This window comes from Paroceanicella profunda (assembly GCF_005887635.2).
Taxonomy (GTDB): Bacteria; Pseudomonadota; Alphaproteobacteria; order Rhodobacterales; family Rhodobacteraceae; genus Paroceanicella; species Paroceanicella profunda.
The window spans coordinates 1,596,520-1,615,244 of sequence record NZ_CP040818.1 but is presented as its reverse complement, the minus strand read 5'-3'; the positions used below and the strand labels follow the sequence as shown (position 1 = coordinate 1,615,244).

Annotated in this window: 17 protein-coding genes; 14 read left to right on the top strand and 3 right to left on the bottom strand. The window is 68.8% G+C overall.

The features are described 5' to 3' along the window. The 5 genes from FDP22_RS07250 (at nucleotide 1) to FDP22_RS07230 (ending at nucleotide 4,121) form a co-directional block, all read left to right on the top strand. Nucleotides 1-726, top strand: coding sequence for a 3-keto-5-aminohexanoate cleavage protein (locus FDP22_RS07250; protein ID WP_138572345.1), 726 nt, complete (start codon nucleotides 1-3; stop codon nucleotides 724-726). Beyond that, the gene (locus FDP22_RS07245; protein WP_138572346.1) at nucleotides 723-1,526 is read left to right on the top strand and encodes a metalloprotease; all 804 of its coding nucleotides are present in this window, start codon (nucleotides 723-725) and stop codon (nucleotides 1,524-1,526) included. The genes FDP22_RS07250 and FDP22_RS07245 overlap by 4 nt, the downstream gene beginning before the upstream one ends. 77 nt (nucleotides 1,527-1,603) lie before the next feature. Further along, nucleotides 1,604-2,293: a haloacid dehalogenase type II gene (locus FDP22_RS07240; protein ID WP_138572347.1), complete on the top strand. Its 690-nt coding sequence runs from the start codon at nucleotides 1,604-1,606 to the stop codon at nucleotides 2,291-2,293. Further along, nucleotides 2,290-3,147 carry an alpha/beta fold hydrolase gene (locus tag FDP22_RS07235; RefSeq protein WP_138572348.1) on the top strand — a complete coding sequence of 286 codons (858 nt, stop codon included), beginning with the start codon at nucleotides 2,290-2,292 and terminating at the stop codon, nucleotides 3,145-3,147. Before FDP22_RS07240 ends, FDP22_RS07235 begins: the two co-directional genes overlap by 4 nt. Then, on the top strand, nucleotides 3,144-4,121 hold the full coding sequence (locus FDP22_RS07230; protein WP_138572349.1) for a threonine ammonia-lyase: 978 nt from the start codon (nucleotides 3,144-3,146) through the stop codon (nucleotides 4,119-4,121). Before FDP22_RS07235 ends, FDP22_RS07230 begins: the two co-directional genes overlap by 4 nt. A 284-nt stretch (nucleotides 4,122-4,405) precedes the next feature. Here the strand turns inward: FDP22_RS07230 and FDP22_RS07225 are convergent, their stop codons facing one another. Next, the gene (locus tag FDP22_RS07225) at nucleotides 4,406-6,892 is read right to left on the bottom strand and encodes a GcvT family protein (RefSeq protein ID WP_138572350.1); all 2,487 of its coding nucleotides are present in this window, start codon (nucleotides 6,890-6,892) and stop codon (nucleotides 4,406-4,408) included. Nucleotides 6,893-7,146: 254 nt separating this feature from the next. Here FDP22_RS07225 and FDP22_RS07220 point away from each other — a divergent pair, with 254 nt between their 5' ends. Both FDP22_RS07220 and FDP22_RS07215 read left to right on the top strand, forming a co-directional pair. Further along, nucleotides 7,147-7,812, top strand: a complete 666-nt coding sequence (locus tag FDP22_RS07220) for a carbonic anhydrase (RefSeq protein WP_170317620.1) — start codon at nucleotides 7,147-7,149, stop codon at nucleotides 7,810-7,812. 79 nt (nucleotides 7,813-7,891) lie between these two features. Further along, nucleotides 7,892-9,916 (top strand): M3 family metallopeptidase, encoded by a 2,025-nt coding sequence (locus tag FDP22_RS07215; RefSeq protein WP_138572352.1) that lies wholly within the window; start codon nucleotides 7,892-7,894, stop codon nucleotides 9,914-9,916. 19 nt (nucleotides 9,917-9,935) lie between these two features. Here the strand turns inward: FDP22_RS07215 and FDP22_RS07210 are convergent, their stop codons facing one another. Further along, the gene (locus FDP22_RS07210) at nucleotides 9,936-10,772 is read right to left on the bottom strand and encodes a cation diffusion facilitator family transporter (protein ID WP_346728832.1); all 837 of its coding nucleotides are present in this window, start codon (nucleotides 10,770-10,772) and stop codon (nucleotides 9,936-9,938) included. A 403-nt stretch (nucleotides 10,773-11,175) separates the two neighbouring features. On the opposite strand from FDP22_RS07210, the gene FDP22_RS07205 reads away from it, so the two are divergent. The 3 genes from FDP22_RS07205 (at nucleotide 11,176) to FDP22_RS07195 (ending at nucleotide 13,731) form a co-directional block, all read left to right on the top strand. Next, nucleotides 11,176-11,589 carry a Ros/MucR family transcriptional regulator gene (locus FDP22_RS07205; protein ID WP_138572354.1) on the top strand — a complete coding sequence of 138 codons (414 nt, stop codon included), beginning with the start codon at nucleotides 11,176-11,178 and terminating at the stop codon, nucleotides 11,587-11,589. Nucleotides 11,590-11,695: 106 nt separating this feature from the next. Beyond that, nucleotides 11,696-13,015 carry a tRNA (N6-isopentenyl adenosine(37)-C2)-methylthiotransferase MiaB gene (gene miaB / locus FDP22_RS07200; RefSeq protein WP_138572355.1) on the top strand — a complete coding sequence of 440 codons (1,320 nt, stop codon included), beginning with the start codon at nucleotides 11,696-11,698 and terminating at the stop codon, nucleotides 13,013-13,015. A 290-nt stretch (nucleotides 13,016-13,305) separates the two neighbouring features. Beyond that, the gene (locus FDP22_RS07195; protein ID WP_138572356.1) at nucleotides 13,306-13,731 is read left to right on the top strand and encodes a PACE efflux transporter; all 426 of its coding nucleotides are present in this window, start codon (nucleotides 13,306-13,308) and stop codon (nucleotides 13,729-13,731) included. A 101-nt stretch (nucleotides 13,732-13,832) separates the two neighbouring features. Here FDP22_RS07195 and FDP22_RS07190 read toward each other — a convergent pair whose 3' ends face one another. Next, nucleotides 13,833-14,423, bottom strand: a complete 591-nt coding sequence (locus FDP22_RS07190; RefSeq protein WP_138572357.1) for a fasciclin domain-containing protein — start codon at nucleotides 14,421-14,423, stop codon at nucleotides 13,833-13,835. A gap of 204 nt (nucleotides 14,424-14,627) precedes the next feature. On the opposite strand from FDP22_RS07190, the gene FDP22_RS07185 reads away from it, so the two are divergent. From FDP22_RS07185 to lnt, 4 genes are all read left to right on the top strand, one after another. Further along, complete coding sequence (locus FDP22_RS07185; RefSeq protein WP_138572358.1) at nucleotides 14,628-15,644, top strand: PhoH family protein; 1,017 nt, start codon at nucleotides 14,628-14,630, stop codon at nucleotides 15,642-15,644. Further along, on the top strand, nucleotides 15,637-16,191 hold the full coding sequence (gene ybeY, locus FDP22_RS07180; RefSeq protein ID WP_138572359.1) for an rRNA maturation RNase YbeY: 555 nt from the start codon (nucleotides 15,637-15,639) through the stop codon (nucleotides 16,189-16,191). Before FDP22_RS07185 ends, ybeY begins: the two co-directional genes overlap by 8 nt. Before the next feature lie 140 nt (nucleotides 16,192-16,331). Continuing rightward, nucleotides 16,332-17,123: a hemolysin family protein gene (locus FDP22_RS07175; RefSeq protein WP_239031892.1), complete on the top strand. Its 792-nt coding sequence runs from the start codon at nucleotides 16,332-16,334 to the stop codon at nucleotides 17,121-17,123. Between the two features lie 2 nt (nucleotides 17,124-17,125). Next, entirely contained in the window at nucleotides 17,126-18,679 is a 1,554-nt protein-coding gene (gene lnt, locus FDP22_RS07170) for an apolipoprotein N-acyltransferase (protein WP_239031891.1), read from the top strand. The last annotated feature ends 46 nt before the right edge of the window (nucleotides 18,680-18,725 follow it).

Here is an 18,725-nt window from a genome sequence, read left to right as displayed (position 1 = left end):
ATGCTCCAGGCCTGTCTCAATGGCGCCCGTGAGGCGCGCGCGCATGCGGCGCTGCCCCGCAGCCCCGGCGAACTGGCCGATGCCGCCGCCGCGGTGCGTGCCGCCGGCGCCGGGGAACTCCACATCCACCCGCGCGGCCCCGACGGCATCGAGAGCCTCGCGCCCGAGGACGTCTCCGCCGCCCTGCGCGCTGTGCGCGCCGCGGTGCCGGGCATGCCCGTGGGCGTGAGCAGCGGTGCCTGGATCCCGCCCGGCGACGCCGCGCGGCTCGACCACCTGCGCGCCTGGGACCTGCTGCCGGACTATGCCTCGGTGAACCTCTCCGAGCAGGACGCGCCGGACACGATGGAAGCCCTCGCCTCGCGCGGGGTGGGCATCGAGGCCGGCCTCGCCACCCTGGCCGACACCCGCCGCTTCCTCGCCCTGCCCGGCCACCGCGCCTGCCTGCGCGTGCTGGTCGAGATCGAGTTGCAGGACCCGGAAGAGGCCGCCGCGGAGGCGGTCGCGATGCTCGACCGGCTGGCGGCGGCGGAGCTTGGCCGCCCCATCCTGCTGCACGGGTTCGAGGCCTGCGCCTGGGACATGCTGCGCCTCGCCGCGCAGCGCGGGCTCGACACCCGCATCGGGCTGGAGGACGTGCTCGTCCTGCCCGACGGACGCCCCGCCCCGGACAATGCCGCCCTCGTCACCGCCGCGCGTGAGCTGATCGGCGGACCCACCGGATGACAGCCGGTCAGGCTGCGGCCTGCGGCCTGGCGGTGCTGGTCCTCTGGCTCACCTACGCGGTGCTGCGCGGCGGATGGCGGCTGCCCGCCGGGCAGGTGACGCCGAACCTCACCCCCTCCTCCGCGCTGGTCGGCACCCTGTCCATCGCCGCGGCGATGTATTTCTTCGGCGTCCCCATCGGCCTGCTGCTGATCCTGTCGATCCTGGTGCATGAGTTCGGCCATGTGGCGGCCTTCCGCGTGGCCGGGCACACGGACGCGCGGCTGCGGCTGATCCCGCTGCTCGGCGGCGTGGCGATCTCCGACCGGCTGCCCTCCTCGCAGGCCAAGGACGCCTACATCAGCCTGATGGGCCCGGGCATCTGCCTCGCGCTGCTGGCCCTCGGCCACCTGGCGGAGCTGCTGCTCACGCCCGTCTGGCCCGCGGGGGGGCATTATGCCTACCTCTTCACCATGCTCACCGCGGCGCTGAACTTCTTCAACCTGCTGCCGATCTGGCCGCTGGACGGCGGGCACGTGCTGCGGCGGGTGGTCTATTCCTTCGCCCCGAAGGCCGCGCATAACATGACCCTGGCGATGTCCGCCCTCGCCGGGCTGGGCCTGGCCCTCACCGGCCATATCTTCCTCATCTTCATCCTGGTGATCGGGCTGCAATCGGCCATGCAGATGCCGAAGATCGAGGCCCTGCAGCGCCCGATGCGCCGGGTCGAGGCGGCCTGGACCGCCGGTGCCTGGATGGCGATGCTGGCGGCCTTCGGCATCACCGGCTCGCCGGTGCTGCTCCACTACCTTCTGGGCTGAGCGTCGCCACGTCAGGCGCAGAGCAGGCTTGCCATGCGCGCGCCCAGCGCGAACACTGCCCACCGGAGGTTCCCGCCATGCCCGTCACCACCTGCGTCTTCGACGCCTACGGCACCCTGTTCGACGTGACCGCTGCCGCCCGTGCCTGTGCCGCGGAGCCCGGGCGCGAGGCCCTCGCCGCCGTCGCCCCCCGCCTGGCCGAGACCTGGCGCCTCAAGCAGCTGCAATATTCCTGGCTGCGTGCCGTCACCGGCGCCCATGCCGACTTCTGGCAGGTGACGGGCGAGGCCCTCGACTACGCGATGGAGGAGGCCGGCCTGGGCCCGGACCCCGGCCTCGCCGCCCGGCTGATGGACCTCTACCGCGAACTGGAGGCCTACCCGGAAGTGCCCGACATGCTGGCCGGGCTGAAGGCACGCGGCCTCAGCACCGCCATCCTCTCGAACGGCGCGCCGGCGATGCTGGCCGACGCGGTGGCCTCCGCCGGCATCGGCGCGGATCTGGACGCGGTCCTCTCGGTGGAAGATGCCGGCGTGTTCAAGCCGGCGCGGGCGGTCTACGATCTCGTCGGGCGCTGCTTCGGCTGCCCGCCGTGGGACGTGCTCTTCGTGTCCTCGAACGGCTGGGACGCGGCGGCGGCAGCCGGCTACGGCTTCCGCACCCTGTGGGTGAACCGCTCCGGCCTGCCGGTGGACCGCCTGCCCTGGAGGCCCGACAGCATCGCCCCCGACCTCACCACCGTAGCCGGAATCGCGACAGGATCATGACCGGACAGCACCGCTTCACCACCTCCGACGGGCTGAGCCTCGCCTATCATGACACCGGCGCGGGCCTGCCCGTGCTCTGCCTCGCCGGCCTCACCCGCAACAGCGCGGATTTCGAGCCGGTCGTCGCGGCCTTCGGCGACGCGGCCCGCATCATCCGGCTCGATTCCCGCGGGCGCGGCGCCTCCGACCATGACCCGGTCATCATGAACTACGACGTGCGCATCGAGACCCGCGACGCGATCGAGCTCATCGACCACCTCGAACTGCCGCAGGTGGCGGTGATCGGCACCTCGCGCGGCGGGCTCATCGCCATGGCGATGGCCGCCATCGTGCCGGACCGGCTCTGCGGCGTGGCGCTGGTGGATGTCGGGCCGGAGCTGGCGCCGGAGGGCCTGGCCGCGATCATGCCGCATGTGGGCGTGGCCCCCGCCCTGCCCGACCTCGACGCCGTGGCCGCCCGACTGGCGGAGGTGAACGCGGCGCGCTTTCCCGGCGTCCCCCCCGCGCAGTGGCGTGTCTGGGCCGAGGGCGGCTTCACCGAGACCCCGGACGGCGTCGCGCTGCGCTATGACCCCCGCCTGCGCGACGCGCTGCTGGCCCAGGCCGAGGCCGGGCCGCTGCCCGACCTCTGGCCGCTGTTCGACCTGCTGGAGGGCCTGCCGCTGGCCCTGCTGCGCGGCGCCAATTCCGACCTGCTGACGGCGGAGACCGCCGCGCGCATGCAGGCCCGCTTCCCCGACATGATCCTGGCCGGCATCGCCGACCGTGGCCATGTTCCCTTTCTCGACGAACCCGCAAGCCGCGCGGCCCTCTCGGCCCTGCTGGCGCGCATCCATGACAGGACAGAAGAATGACCAGCATCGCCATGATCGAAGCCGCCGCAGAGCGCCTCGCTCCGGTGGTCCGCCGCACCCCCCTGCTTTCCTCCGACTGGATCGACGAGATCGCCGGGCGCCGGGTGTTCGTGAAGGCCGAATGCCTGCAGCACACCGGCTCGTTCAAGTTCCGCGGCGCCTGGTCCTGCCTGTCGTCGCTCGACGCCGGCCTGCGCGCGCGCGGCGTGCTGGCCTATTCCTCGGGCAACCACGCGCAGGGCGTGGCCCGGGCGGCGCGGATCTTCGGCGTGCCGGCGGTGATCATCATGCCGCGTGACGCACCGGCGCTGAAGATCGCCAACACCCGCGCCATGGGCGCCGAGGTGGTGCTCTACGACCGCGCCACCGAGAGCCGGGAGGAGATCGGCGCCACCATCTCCGCCGAGCGGGGCCTCACCCTGGTGCGCCCCTACGACGACGCGCAGGTGATCGCCGGGCAGGGCACCGCCGGGCTGGAGATCGCCGAGCAGGCGGCGGAGGCGGGCGTGACCGCGGCCGACGTCCTGGTGTGCTGCGGCGGCGGCGGGCTCACCTCCGGCATCGCGGTGGCCCTGGCCGACCGCGCGCCGGGCCTGCGCGTGCGCCCCTGCGAGCCCGAGGGATTCGACGACGCCACCCGGTCGCTGGCCGCGGGGAAGCGACTCGCGAATCCCGCGCTCTCCGGGTCGATCTGCGACGCGATCCTGACGCCCAGCCCGGGCGAGATCACCTTTCCGCTGCTGGCGCGCCATTGCGGACCGGGACTCGCGGTGAGCGATGAGGAGGCGCTCACCGCGGTGGCGTTGGCCTGGTCTCGGATGAAGCTGGTTCTGGAACCCGGAGGGGCGGTTGCCCTCGCCGCTGCCTTGTTCCACGGGGATAAAATCGAGGGCGACTCGGTCATTGCCGTGGCTTCCGGTGGCAATGTCGATGCCGAAGTGTTCCGGCGCGCCCTGGACCATGCACCAAATTGAACCAATTCGGTTTCGTACGCCCGGGCGCGCAAGCTGACTCCCCGTTCAACCCAAGGTGTTTCACGCTACTTTCACGCTAGGTTAAGTACTCTTAACTCATCCGATCAAATCTTTTCAGGCAGATATAGTCGGACCGGGAAAGGACACTGAAGGGACCCACGGGTCTGAGACACCTTCACGGAGCTTGGCTCCGGTTCCCGAACCGGTCCCGCATTTTCAGAGGCTTGCATCATTTAAGGTGCAAGCCTCTAATTATTCAGAACATTTTAGCGACGCGCAGGGCCTCACACATCCTTACGGATGGTGAGGTTCTGCGGGTCGTAGGGCGAATCCTCCGCCACCACTGCCGTCCACAACTCGCGATTCATCCGCACCTGCAGCGTCGTGCCCGGCGTGGCGAGATCGGGGCGCACATAGCCCATGCCCACCTGCTTGCCGAAGGCCACGGACCAGCCGCCCGAGGTGAGGCGCCCGATCACCTCGTCCCCGAAATAGAGCGCCTCCTTGCCCCAGGGGTCGGTGTCGACCGGCCCGTCGATGAGCAGGGTCACGCATTTCGCGCGGACGCCGAGCGCCTCCATCGCCGCCTTGCCGCGGAACGACTTGGTGAGGTCGACGAACCGGTCCAGCCCCGCCTCCAGCGGGCTCGCGTCGCGGCCGAGGTCCGAGCCGAAGGCGCGGTAGCTCTTCTCCTGGCGCAGCCAGTTCTGCGCCCGGGCGCCGAACAGGGTCATCCCCACCTTGTCGCCCTGCGCCTTCAGGAGGTCATAGAGGTGATTCTGCATCTCGATCGGGTGGTGGATCTCCCAGCCCAGCTCGCCCGTGTAGGCCACGCGAATCGCCATGCAGGGCACCATCCCGAGGTCGAGCCTGCGCATCGACAGCCAGGGGAAGCGCTTGTTCGACAGCGCCGTCTTCGGATCCGCGTCCACCACCAGCGGCTCCAGCAGCTCGCGTGAGCGCGGGCCGGCCACGGCGAAGACACCCCACTGGGTGCTCACGTCCTGCACCTCGATCCAGCCGAATTCCGCGCGCTTCCTCGCGGCCTCCTTCACGAGGTAATCCCCGTCATAGGCCTGCGCCGCGCCGGCGGAGACGATGTAATACTCGTCCGCCCCCAGCCGCACGATGGTGAACTCCGAGCGCACGGTGCCGGCATCGGTGAGCGCATAGGTGAGGTTGATGCGCCCTTCCTTCGGCAGCTTGTTGCAGGTCAGCCAGTCGAGGAAGGCGGTGGCCCCCGGCCCCTTCACCATGTGCTTGGTGAAGGCGGTGGCGTCATAGAGCCCCACGCCCTCGCGCACCGCCCGCGCCTCCTTCACCGCGTATTCCCACCAGCCGCCGCGGCGGAAGGAGCGGGAGGCGTGGTCGTCGAAGCCCGGCGGCGCGTAGTAGTTCGGCCGCTCCCAGCCGTTCACCTGGCCGAACTGCGCGCCCTCGGCCTTCAGCCGCTCGTAGCAGGGCGCGGTGCGCAGCGGGCGGGCCGCCTCGCGCTCCTCGTCCGGGTGGTGCAGCACGAAGACGTGCTCGTAGCACTCCTCGTTCTTCCTCGTGGCATACTCGCGGTTCACCCATTTGCCGTAGCGGCGCGGGTCGAGCGACCACATGTCGATCTCCGCCTCGCCCTCGGTCATCAGCTGGGCGAGGTAATGGCCGGTGCCGCCCGCCGCAGTGATGCCGAAGGAGAAGCCCTCGGCGAACCAGAAGTTCTCCACCCCCGGCGCCGGGCCCACCAGCGGGTTTCCGTCCGGCGTGTAGCAGATCGGGCCGTTGAAATCGTCCTTCAGCCCCACTGTCTCCGAAGAGGGGATGCGGTGGATCATGCTCATGTACTCTTCCTCGATGCGCTCAAGGTCGAGGGGGAAGAGGTCGGCGCGGAAACTGTCGGGCACGCCGAACTTGAAGCAGGCGGGCGCGTTGCGCTCATAGGGGCCGAGGATCCAGCCGCCGCGCTCCTCGCGCACGTACCATTTCGCGTCCGCGTCGCGCAGCACCGGGTGCTCGCCATGGGTCTTGCGGTACTCCAGCAGCGCCGGGTCCGGCTCCGTCACGATGAACTGGTGCTCGACAGGAATCGCCGGGATGAAGCAGCCGATCATCGCCGCCGTGCGCTGCGCGTGGTTGCCCGTGGCGGTGACCACATGCTCGCAGGTGATCTCGAAGGTCTCCTCGGAGGGCAGCAGGTAGCCGCCCTTCTCCACCATCTTCCGGCCCTTCACCACCCAGTCGTCCCCACGGCGCTCGAACCCGTCCACCTGCACCCGGCGGTAGATCTCCACGCCACGCTGGCGCGCGCCCTTGGCCATGGCCTGGGTCACGTCGGCGGGGTTGATGTAGCCGTCGGTGGGGTGGAAGAGCGCGCCCTTCAGGTCCTCCGTGCGCACCAGCGGCCAGCGCTCCTTGATCTGCGCGGGCGTCAGGAACTCGTGCGGGATGCCCACCGCCTCGGCGTTGGAGGCGTAGAGCATGTACTCGTCCATGCGCGCGCTGGTCTGCGCCATGCGCAGGTTGCCGACCACGGAGAAGCCGGCGTTGAGCCCGGTCTCGGCCTCCAGCGTCTTGTAGAACTTCACGCTGTAGTCATGGATGTGGCTGGTCGCATAGCTCATGTTGAACAGCGGCAGCAGGCCCGCGGCATGCCAGGTGGAGCCGGAAGTCAGCTCGTCGCGTTCGAGCAGAACCGTCTCCCAGCCGGCCTTCGCTAGGTGATAGGCGATGGACGCGCCGACCGCGCCACCTCCCACGACAACGGCTCTCGCATGGGTCTTCATCAGGCTGTCTCCGCAATGACGGGATGTCTGGCCGGACATTGCCCGAAGCCGTGGCACCGCAACACGATGCTGACGACGCAAAACCGCGCAAAACCGACCCGCGAAGGGAAGGAAACCTTAACCCGCGGCGCGCACTCTTCCGCCGAGCCATCGTTTGTGGAGGAACCAGGATGCCGTCGCCCCGTTTCGCAACGTTTTGCGTTGCTGCTGTCCTAGCCTGCACGCTGCCACACGCACCCCGGGCAGCCGGCCAGGTGCACTGGGATTACACGGGCCACGGCGGCCCCGCCCACTGGAGCGACCTGAGCGCCGACTGGGAGGCCTGCGGCGCCGGCCGCCAGCAGAGCCCGATCGACCTCGGCAAGGCCACCGCCGCCCTGCTCAGCAAGGTCGAGCTGCACTGGGCCCAGGCGGAGTGGACGGTGGTCAACAACGGCCACACCATCCAGGCGAATGCGGAGACTGCCGGCTATGCCATGATCGATGGCGAACGCTACGATCTCAAGCAGTTCCACTTCCACGCCCCTTCCGAACACACCGTGGGCGGGGCGCATTTCCCGATGGAGGTGCATTTCGTGCATGCCGATGCGGATGGCCGCCTCGCCGTCATCGGGGTCATGCTGCAGGCCGGCGGCAACAACAGCCTGTTCCGCACCCTGATGTTCCTCGCCCCGAAACAGGAGGGCGCGGAAAGCCCGGCCGGGCAGATCGAGCCGCGCGAACTGGTGAGCGACGTCTCCCGCGTCATCCGCTATCAGGGGTCGCTCACCACGCCGCCCTGTTCGGAAACCGTGCTCTGGACAGTGCTGAAGCAGCCGATTTTCGTGAATCAGCGCGATATTGACGCGTTCACCGCGATGTTCCCGATGAATGCCCGGCCCGTGCAACCCCTTTACCGCCGGTTCGTGCTGGAGAACTGACCGCCCGTCCCCGCCGCCGGCCTTGGTTCGTGGCGGGGCGAGGGCTATATCACGGAGGACACTGGAACCGGAGCTCCCGATGACCGCAAACCCCCTGCTCGGCGCCTTCACCGGCCCGTTCGGCCTGCCCCCCTTCGCCGAGATCGAGGATGCGCATTTCGCGTCTGCCTATGACGCGGCCCTGGCGGAGACCCGCGCCAACATCGACACCATCGCCGGGAATCCGGAACCGCCGAGCTTCGCGAACACCATCGAGGCGATGGAGCGGTCCGACACCGCGCTGGACCGAGTGGGCGGCGTGTTCTGGAACCTCGCCGGGGCGGACACGAACGACGCGCGCGAGGCCCTGCAGCGTGATCTGTCCCCGCGGCTCTCGGCGTTCTTCTCCGAAACCATGATGAACCGCGCGCTCTTCGCCCGCATCGAGGCGCTGATGACCGACACCAGCACCCTGACCGCCGAGCAGGCGCGGGTGCTGGAGCTCTACCACACCATGTTCGTGCGCTCCGGCGCCCGGCTGGAAGGGGAGGACCGCGCCCGGCTCTCCGCCATCATGCAGCGCCTCGCCGTGCTCGGCACGCAATTCTCCCAGAACGTGCTGGCCGAGGAGAAGTCCTGGCAGCTGGCCCTGGGAGAGGAGGACCTCGACGGCCTGCCGGACTTCCTGGTCTCCGCCGCCGCCGAAGCGGCGCGCGAACGGGGCCAGACGGGCCATGTCATCACCCTGTCGCGCTCGCTCATCGTGCCCTTCCTGCAATTCTCCACCCGCCGCGACCTGCGCGAGACCGCCTTCCGCGCCTGGACCGCGCGCGGCCAGAACGGCAACGCGCATGACACCCGCGCCATCGTCACCGAGATGCTTCACCTGCGGGAGGAGCGCGCCCGCCTGCTCGGCTACCCCAGTTTCGCCGCCTTCAAGCTGGACCGGGAGATGGCCGGCACGCCGGAACGGGTGCGCGACCTGCTGATGGCGGTGTGGGAGCCGGCGCGCGCCCGCGCGGAGGCAGATGCCGCCCGCCTGGAAGCCCTGATGCACGCGGACGGCGGGAATGCCCCGCTCGCGGCCTGGGACTGGCGCTTCTACACCGAACGGCTGCGCCACGCCGAGCACGATCTCGACGAGACCGAACTCAAGCCCTACCTGCAGCTCGACAACATCATCGCCGCGGCCTTCGACTGCGCGCACCGGCTGTTCGGCATAGAGGTGCGCCCGCTGGACGTGCCCCTCTACCACCCGGACTGCCGGGCCTGGGAGGTCACGAAATCCGGCCGCCACATGGGCGTGTTCATCGGGGATTACTTCGCCCGCGGCGCGAAGCGCTCCGGCGCCTGGTGCTCGTCCTTCCGCAACCAGAGCAAGCTTGACGGAGACCAGCGCCCGATCGTCGTCAACGTGTGCAACTTCGCCAAGGCGCCGGCCGGTCAGCCCAGCCTGCTCACCTTCGACGACGCCCGCACCCTGTTCCACGAATTCGGCCATGCCCTGCACGCGCTGATGTCCGACGTCACCTACGCCTTCATCTCCGGCACCTCCGTAGCGCGCGACTTCGTGGAACTGCCCAGCCAGCTCTACGAGCACTGGCTTTCCACCCCCGAAGTCCTGTCGAAATACGCCCTGCACGCGAAAACCGGCCAGCCGATGCCGAAGGCCCTGCTGGACCGGTTGATCGCGGCGGAGAATTTCGACCAGGGCTTCTCCACGGTGGAATACGTGGCCTCGGCGCTGGTGGACCTCGACTTCCACGCCGGCCCCGCCCCGGCCGACCCGATGGCCGCCCAGGCGGAGACCCTGGCCCGGCTCGGCATGCCGGCGGCGATCACCATGCGCCACGCCACGCCGCACTTCACCCATGTCTTCGCCGGGGACGGCTATTCTTCCGGATACTACAGCTACATGTGGTCCGAGGTGATGGACGCGGACGCCTTCGAGGCCTTCCGCGAGGCCGGTGATGTCTTCGACGGTGAAACGGCTTCGAAACTTCTGCGTCACATCTATTCGGCCGGCGGCTCGGCCGATGCGGCCGAACTCTACACCGCCTTCCGTGGCCGCCTGCCCGACGTGAGCGCCCTGCTCAGGGGCCGTGGGCTCGACACCGCCGCCTGAACGCTCCGCCGGCCCGGGCTCAGTGAGGCCCGCGGCCGGCGACATCCTTGTGGATGATCACCTCCGCGTTCGGAACCGCCCGGATGATCGAGCGGCGCAGTGCCGCGCCGATGTCATGCGCTTGCGCGAGAGACTGGCGGCCGTCGAGCTCGATATGCACCTGGATGAACACCCTGGTGCCGGCCATCCGGGTCTTGAGATCGTGGTGGCCATGCACGCCGGGCCAGTTCTCCACGATGCCGCGCACCCGGTGCACCAGTTGCGGATCCGCGCCCCGGTCCATCAGCGCATCCCAGGCCGCCCGGCCGATCCGCACCGCCCCGAGCAGCAGAATTGCCGCCGCGCCGAGCGCGACGATGGAATCGACCCGCCCCATTCCCAGGTGCCGGGAGGCCAGAAGCGCAACCAGCGCACCGATGTTGGGCACCAGGTCGCCGACGTAATGTAACGAATCGGCCGAAACGACTTTCGAACCGGTGCGCCGCGCCACCCGCCGCTGCCACCAGATCAGCGCCACGGTCAGCACGATGGAGACCAGCATCACCGCGATGCCGGCCGTCTCGCTGGTGAGCTCCTGTGCGGGGCCACGCAGCCGCTCCACCGCGCTCCAGCCGATGAACACCCCCGACCCGCCGACCAGCAGCGCCTGCGCCAGCGCCATGAGGTCCTCCGCCGAGGAATGCCCGAAAGCATGGTCGCGGTCCGGCGGCCGCGCGGCATAGGTGATCGCCAGCAGGCCGGTGGAGGAGACCAAGAGATCGAGCGCAGAATCGGTGAGGCTCGCAGCGATCGAGAGTGAGCCGGTGGCTGTGAGCGCAAGGAATTTGAGGACGACAAGAACACCTGCCACAGTCACGGATGCGACCCCGGCACCAAGATTCATCCGGTGTTCTGACGCATTCATGACTTGACACTCCCAACAGAGCGGATATTCAGCCATGGAAGTCTTTGATGCGCACAGGCAGAAACTGCCTGATCTTCGGTGGTCATGCGTTGCCCCTCGCTACAGAGACGCTCCTAAATACACATCACAAGTTCGTTTACAACCTGTGATATAACCGAATCAGACCAATATTATAATTGGAACAGACAAGTCGTGATCCCAGCGTGGAAATTCGAAAATTTTTCACCTTCACATCTTGTTATTCCCCCGGGGCGAAAATAAAATCTGTATTGGCGCGTTGTATAGGCGGGCCAATTTCCATCTAGCGTAAAAACGGCGCATGCCGCCATTCACCGTTTACCAAGAAAGGACTCTCATGTCCGCTGAACAGCAAGTCGAGAAGGGTGAACTTCTCGCCCTGACGACCGAGATCGTCTCCTCGCATGTCGCGAACAACAGCGTGGCCCAGGGCGACCTGCCGGACCTCATTCAGACCGTCTACACCAAGCTCTCCGCGCTTGCCACGGTGAGTGAAGCGCCGGTGGAAGAGCTCGTGCCTGCCGTTCCGATCAAGAAGTCCATCACCGAGGACTACATTGTCTGCCTCGAGGACGGCAAGAAGCTGAAGATGCTCAAGCGCCACCTCGCCACGGCCTACAACCTGACGCCGGAAGAGTACCGCGCCAAGTGGGGCCTGAAGCCGGATTACCCGATGGTTGCCCCGTCCTATGCCGCGAAGCGCCAGGCGCTGGCCCGCGAAATCGGCCTGGGCCGCAAGCCCAAGAAGTGAACCGCGCGGCCCGGCGTTGCGGGCGCGGGCCGAAACGGTTAGACACCGGCGTGCCTTCCCCTTCCGGGGGAATGCGCGCTGGTTTCGTTTCAGGGAGGTGATCGGCTTGACCGCTCCGAAGAAACTTTTCGTGAAGACCTACGGCTGTCAGATGAATGTCTACGACAGCGAGCGCATGGCAGCGGCCATGGGTGCCGACGGGTATGAAAGCACGGACCGGGCGGAAGACGCCGACATGATCCTGCTCAACACCTGCCACATCCGCGAGAAGGCTGCCGAGAAGGTCTATTCGGAACTCGGTCGCCTGCGCCCCCTCAAGACCGCGAAGCCCGGGCTGAAGATCGGCGTTGCCGGCTGCGTGGCCCAGGCCGAGGGCGAGGAGATCATGCGCCGCCAGCCGCTGGTCGACCTCGTGGTGGGCCCGCAGGCCTATCACCGCCTGCCGGCCATGGCCCGCCGGGTGGACGCCGGGGAGAAGGCGCTCGACACCGAGTTCCCCGAGGAAGACAAGTTCGAGCACCTGCCGCGCGGCCCGAAGGCCCGGCGGGCGCCGGCCGCCTTCCTCACCGTGCAGGAGGGCTGCGACAAGTTCTGCGCCTTCTGCGTGGTGCCCTACACCCGCGGCGCCGAGGTCTCGCGCCCGGCGGAGCGCATCCTCGCGGAGGCCCGCGATCTGGTGGAGCGCGGCGTGCGCGAGATCACCCTGCTCGGCCAGAACGTGAACGCCTATCACGGCGCGGCGGAGGGCGGCCCCTGGACGCTCGCCCGGCTGATCCGCGCGCTGGCGGAGATCGACGGGCTGGACCGCATCCGCTTCACCACCTCCCACCCCAACGACATGGACGACGACCTCATCGCCGCCCATGGCGAGGTGGAGAAGCTCATGCCCTACCTGCACCTGCCCGTGCAGGCCGGCTCGGACAAGGTGCTGAAGGCGATGAACCGCAAGCACACCGCGGAAAGTTACCTGCGGCTGATCGAGCGCATCCGCGCCGCCCGCCCCGACATCGCCATGTCCGGGGACTTCATCGTCGGCTTCCCCGGCGAGACCGAGGCGGATTTCCAGGACACGCTCGCGCTGTGCCGCGAGGTGCGCTACGCGCAGGCCTATTCCTTCCGCTACTCCGCGCGCCCGGGCACGCCGGCCGCGGGCCGCACCCTGGTGCCGGAGGCGGAGGCCGCGGACCGTCTCGCCCGCCTGCAGGCGCTGCTCTCGGAGCATCAGGCGGAGTTCCAGGCCTCCATGGTGGGCCGGCGGCTGCCGGTTCTGCTGGAGAAGCCGGGGCGCGAGCCGGGACAGCTTGTGGGGCGCTCGCCCTACCTGCAGTCGGTATTCCTGGAAGCGCCGGAGGCGCTCACCGGCGAGATCGTCACCGCCGAGATCCTGAAGGCCGCGCCGAATTCGCTGGCCGGCCGGCTGGTGTGAACCGGCCTCCGGCCTGAGCGGGCCCGGCCGGGGCCGCCATCCTCTGTCCAGCGGCCCGGCGGGCACGGGACGGTTTGCGGCCCGGGCCTTGGCGGCCCTCCCCGGGAGACCGTGCGTTGCCGGGGGGCACGTTCTTCCCGGCGGCCGCGGTGCCGGGCTTTTCGGCGGGCCGCCCCCCCGCCCGCGCTTGACATCCGCGCCGGGGTGCCCATGTTTCGCGTCGAAGCGAGGACGACCTCCCCCTGCAGGGACAGATGTTCGGGACGGCCCGATGACCAGAAGGGCTTTCCATGCGCAGCACGTCCGACCGCCTCCGCCATGCCATCAGCTTCGAACTGCTCGGGCTTGCGCTCGTCACCCCGCTGGGGGCGCTGGCGTTCGAGCGGCCGCTGCACGAGATCGGCCTCATCGCCGTGGTGAGCGCCGCGCTGGCGACGGCGTGGAACTACCTGTTCAACCTCGGCTTCGACCACGCGCTGCGCCGGCTCACCGGCGCGCTGCGCAAGCCGGTGTGGCTGAGGCTGGTTCATGCGGTGGTGTTCGAGATCGGGCTGCTGGCGGTGCTGATGCCCTATATCGCGTGGCAGCTCGGCATTTCGCTGCTGGAGGCGCTGACGATGGATATCGCCTTCGCCGCCTTCTACATGGTCTTCGCCTTCGCCTTCAACTGGGCCTACGACGCCCTGTTTCCGGTGCCGGACACGCAGCGGCGCTGAAGGCGCTTCGCGCAGCCGCCGGGGGATGCGGCTGCGCCAGGGTGGGGTCCGCCCTGCCCGAGGCGGACCCCCACTGCCACCGAAGCGAGGGGGGGGGTGACTTACTTCGGCAGCAGAACGGTGTCGACGACGTGGATGACGCCGTTCGACTGGAACACGTCCGGCGTGGTGACGATGGCCATGTTGCCCTGCTCGTCGAACACGTGGACGGTATTGTCCGGGGCGATCTTCGCGGTGAGCGGGTCTCCCGCGACGGTGGTGAGGGTCGCGGTGCCGCCCTGGGCGACGATCGCGGCCTTCAGCTCGGCTTCCGACATCCGGCCCGCCACCACGTGATAGGTGAGGACATGGGTCAGCATCGGCTTGTTCTCGGGCTTCAGCAGCGTGTCGACCGTGCCGGCCGGCAGCTTCCCGAAGGCCGCGTTGGTGGGGGCGAACACGGTGAAGGGCCCGGGCCCGTTCAGCGTGTCGACCAGCCCCGCGGCCTTCACCGCGGCGACGAGCGTGGTGTGATCGGCCGAGTTGACCGCATTTTCCACGATGGTCTTCGAAGGATACATCGGCGCGCCGCCGACCATCACGGTCTTCTCCGACATCATGTCGGAAGAGGAGGACATCATCCTGTCGTCGGAGCACGCGGCGGTGAGCGAGAGGGCTCCGAGCAGTGCGACAGCGGTAAATCTGCGGGTCATGGGCAACTCCCTGTTGAGTGTCTTGTGCTTCCCATACGCAGCGCAGGGGCCGATCGGATGCACCCGGCGCGCAGAAATATCCGCTTCGGCCCGCCGCTGGCGCCGCGCCCCCATAGGGGGCGGGGTCGCGTTATTTTCCTTGCGCCCCGGCGGTGGCTTTGACACCATCGGTGATATTGAAACACGGATCCCGACGGAGACCCTTTGGCGACACACGCCCTGACCCCCCCGACGGCGGACGAGCAGCTCCAGACGCTCGTCGAATTCCCTGACAACCGGCTGCTCATCGACCTGTGCGGAGAGTTCGACCGCAACCTTGCGCGCGTCGAACAGCTTCTGCGCATCTCGATCGTGCGGCGCGGCAACGTGCTGCTGCTTCTCGGCGAGGAGGCCGATCGAAAGCGGGGCGACCAGCTGTTGCGCGGCCTCTATGCGCGACTGGAACAGGGCCGCCCGGTGGAGCCGGGTGACATCGACGCCGCCATGCGCATGCCTCAGGCCGCCCCCCGGCAGCGCCCGGACGGCCAGATGGAGATGTTCGCCGGCGGGGCCGTCGAGATCCGCACCCGCCGCAAGGTGGTGGAGCCGCGCACCCCGGCGCAGAAGGACTACGTGCGCCAGCTCTTCGCGCATGAGCTGGTGTTCGGCCTGGGGCCTGCGGGCACGGGCAAGACCTATCTCGCCGTGGCCGCGGCCGTGGCGATGTATCTCGAGGGCGGCATCGACAAGATCATCCTCTCCCGCCCGGCCGTGGAGGCCGGGGAGCGCCTGGGCTTCCTGCCCGGCGACATGAAGGAGAAGGTGGACCCCTACATGCAGCCGCTCTACGACGCGCTGAACGATTTCCTGCCCTCCAAGCAGGTGCAGAAGATGCTCGAGGAAAAGACCATCGAGATCGCGCCGCTCGCCTTCATGCGCGGCCGCACCCTGTCGAACGCCTTCGTGGTGCTGGACGAGGCGCAGAACGCCACCGAGATGCAGATGAAGATGTTCCTCACCCGGCTGGGCGAGGGCTCGCGCATGGCGATCACCGGCGACACCACCCAGATCGACCTGCCGCGCGGGGTGAAATCCGGGCTGGTGGAGGCCGAGAGGGTGCTGGTCGGGGTGGATGGCGTGGCCTTCACCAAGTTCCGCTCCGCCGACGTGGTGCGCCATCCGCTGGTGGCCCGGATCATCGACGCCTACGAGCGCGACCATGAACGGTCGAAGGATGCCTGACCTTGTCGAACTGGTGGTCGAGGACGATCGCTGGGTGAGCTTCACCCCGCCGCTGGCGGGACTTGCCGAGCGCGCCGCCCGCGCCGCGCTGGAGGCTGTCGGCCTCTCGCCGGAGGGCTACGAGATCAGCCTGCTGGCCTGCGGCGACGAGCGGATCACCGAGCTCAATGCCGAGTTCCGCGGCAAGGAGAGCCCGACCAACGTGCTGTCCTGGCCGACGCATGAGCTGGCGCCCGATTCGCCCGGCGCGGTGCCCTGGCTGCCGCCGGAACCCGCCGGCGAGGGGCCGGACATCCTCGGCGACATCGCGATTTCCTACGAGACCGCGCTGCGCGAGGCCATGGAGCAGGAAAAGCGTGCGGAAGATCATATCCTGCACCTGATCCTGCATGCCACGCTTCACCTGCTGGGGTATGATCACGAGACCGACGCGGATGCCGCGCTGATGGAGGGGATCGAGAGCGAGACCCTTGTCAGCATGGGGCTTCCCGACCCATATACGCTTCCCGACGCCGAAGAGGCGTCTCTGACCAGGCAGGAGCCATGACCGGAAACGACGCCGGAGCGCCTTCGCAGACGCCTTCGCATCCCGAAGAAGGTGGCGAGAGACCTCAGAACGGACACGCCCCGTCCGAAGACGGTCACAGTCCGTCCCTCCTTGCGCGCATCTTCGGGCGCCGCGAGGAGATGGAGGACGAGGACGAGGACACCCCCGCCGGCAGGTCTGACGCCGCCGGCTCCCGCGACATGATCGTCAACCTCCGGGAGATGCGCGACAAGCGCGTGCACGACATCGCGATCCCGCGGGCCGACATCATCTCCGTGCCCGACGACATCGCCCCCGAGGCGCTGATCGAGGTGTTCCGCGAAACCGCGATGACCCGCCTGCCCGTCTATCACGAGATGCTGGATGACCCGCTGGGCTTCCTGCACCTCAAGGACCTGGCGCTGAAATGCGGCTTCGGCGCCGGCAAGCCGGAGTTCGACATCCGCGAGCTGCTGCGGCCGATGCTCTACATCCCGGCCTCGATGCCGCTGTTCGTGCTGCTGCAGAAGATGCAGCGCGAGCGGTGCCACATGGCGCTGGTGATCGACGAGTACGGCGGCGTGGACGGGCTCATCACCTTCGAGGACCTGGTGGAGCAGATCGTCGGCGAGATCGAGGACGAGCATGACGTGGAGGACCCGGTGCCCTGGCGGCTGGAGAGCCCCGGCGTGTACATCGTGCTCGGCCGCGCCGAGTTGTCGGAGTTCGAGGCGGTGATCGGCCAGCCCCTGCTGGACGAGGAGACGGGTGAGGACATCGACACGATGGGCGGCCTCGTCTTCATGCTCTGCGGCCGGGTGCCGGAACGCGGGGAGGTCATCACCCACCCCGCCGGCCACGAGTTCGAGGTGATCGACGCCGACGCCCGCCACATCAAGCGGCTGCGGGTGCGGCTGCGCAACGACACGGCACTGCCCCGGGCCGCGGAATAGGCGTGGCCGCGTTTCCCGAGACTGCCGGGCGGCTGGCCGCCTGGCCGGCCGGGCTGGGCCGCTGGTCCCGGCTCGGCCTGGCGGGGCTTTCGGGCGTGCTGCTCACGCTGGCACAGCCGCCGGTTTCGCTCTGGGCCTTCTGCTTCCTCGCCGTGCCGCTGCTGCTGCTGCTCACCGGCGCGGTGCACCGCCCGGTGCAGGCGGGCTGGACGGCCTGGGCCGCGGGAACCGGCTTCTTCGCCACCGGGCTCTACTGGATCGCGGAGGCCTTCCTCGTCGATGCCGAGCGCTACGCCTGGATGGCCCCCTTCGCCATCCTCGGGCTGGCCGCCGGGCTGGCGCTGTTCTGGGCGCTGCCGTTCTGGCTGGCCGCGCGGCTGCGGCTCGCCGGCCCCTGGCGCGTTCCGGCCGTGATCGCGCTCTGGACCCTCTCCGAATACGCCCGCTCGCACGTGCTCACCGGCTTCCCCTGGGCGCTGCCCGGATACGCCTGGGTGGAGACGCCGCTGGCCCAGACCGGGGCGCTTTTCGGGCCGCACATGCTGAGCTTTCTGGGCCTTCTGGTCAGCGCGGCGCCCCTTGCCGCGCTGCAGGCCCGCGGCCCCTGGCGCAGTGTCCTGCCCGCCCTCGCCGCCGCGCTCTTCGCCACCGGCTGGGCCTGGGGCGTGAACCGGCTCGACACCCCGGCGCCGGCGCGTGCCACGCCCTTCACCGTGCGCCTCGTGCAGCCCAACGTGCCGCAGGACGAGAAGTGGCAGGGAGACCGGATCCCGCAATTCTTCGAACGGCTGCGCAGCCTCAGCCACGCACCGGGCGCGCGCACCCCGGACCTGGTGGTCTGGCCGGAAACCGCCGTGCCCTGGCTGCTCGGGCAGGACCCCCGCGCCCGGATCGCCATCACCAGTTCCGCGCGGGGCGCGCCGGTGATCGTGGGGGCGCGCAAGGTGGAGGAAGGCCCCCGGGGGCGCGACCTGTGGAACAATTCGCTCTTCGCCCTCGCCGCCGACGGTTCGGTGCTCGCCAGCTACGACAAGCATCACCTGGTGCCGTTCGGCGAATACGTGCCGCTGCATGAACTGGCCGAGCAGCTCGGCCTGGGCACTTTCGTCGGCGCCAGTTTCACGCCCGGCCCCGGGACGGAGGTGATCTCGCTGCCCGGCGTGCCGGCCTTCCTGCCGCTGATCTGCTACGAGGCGATCTTCCCGCACGAGATGCAGGCCGGCAGCCGGCCGGAGTGGATCGTCCAGATCACCAATGACGCCTGGTTCGGCTCCAGCGCCGGCCCCTACCAGCATTTCGCCCAGGCGCGGATGCGCGCCATCGAGCAGGGCCTGCCCTTCGCGCGCGCCGCGAACACCGGAATTTCCGCGATGATCGACCCGATGGGAAGAATCGTTGCGCAGCAGCCGCTTCTTCAGCAAGGATATGTCGACGCCAATCTTCCTTCCGCGCTCGCGCCGACCTTGTATTCGCGATCCGGAGACGGCCCGTGGATTGGCCTGATTGCACTTCTCGGCTTGACGGCAGTGTTTTTATGTCGGAAATTTGAGCAATAATTTGCACAATAAGTTGACGAATGCAGGGGAGCGTCTATTTTTCCCC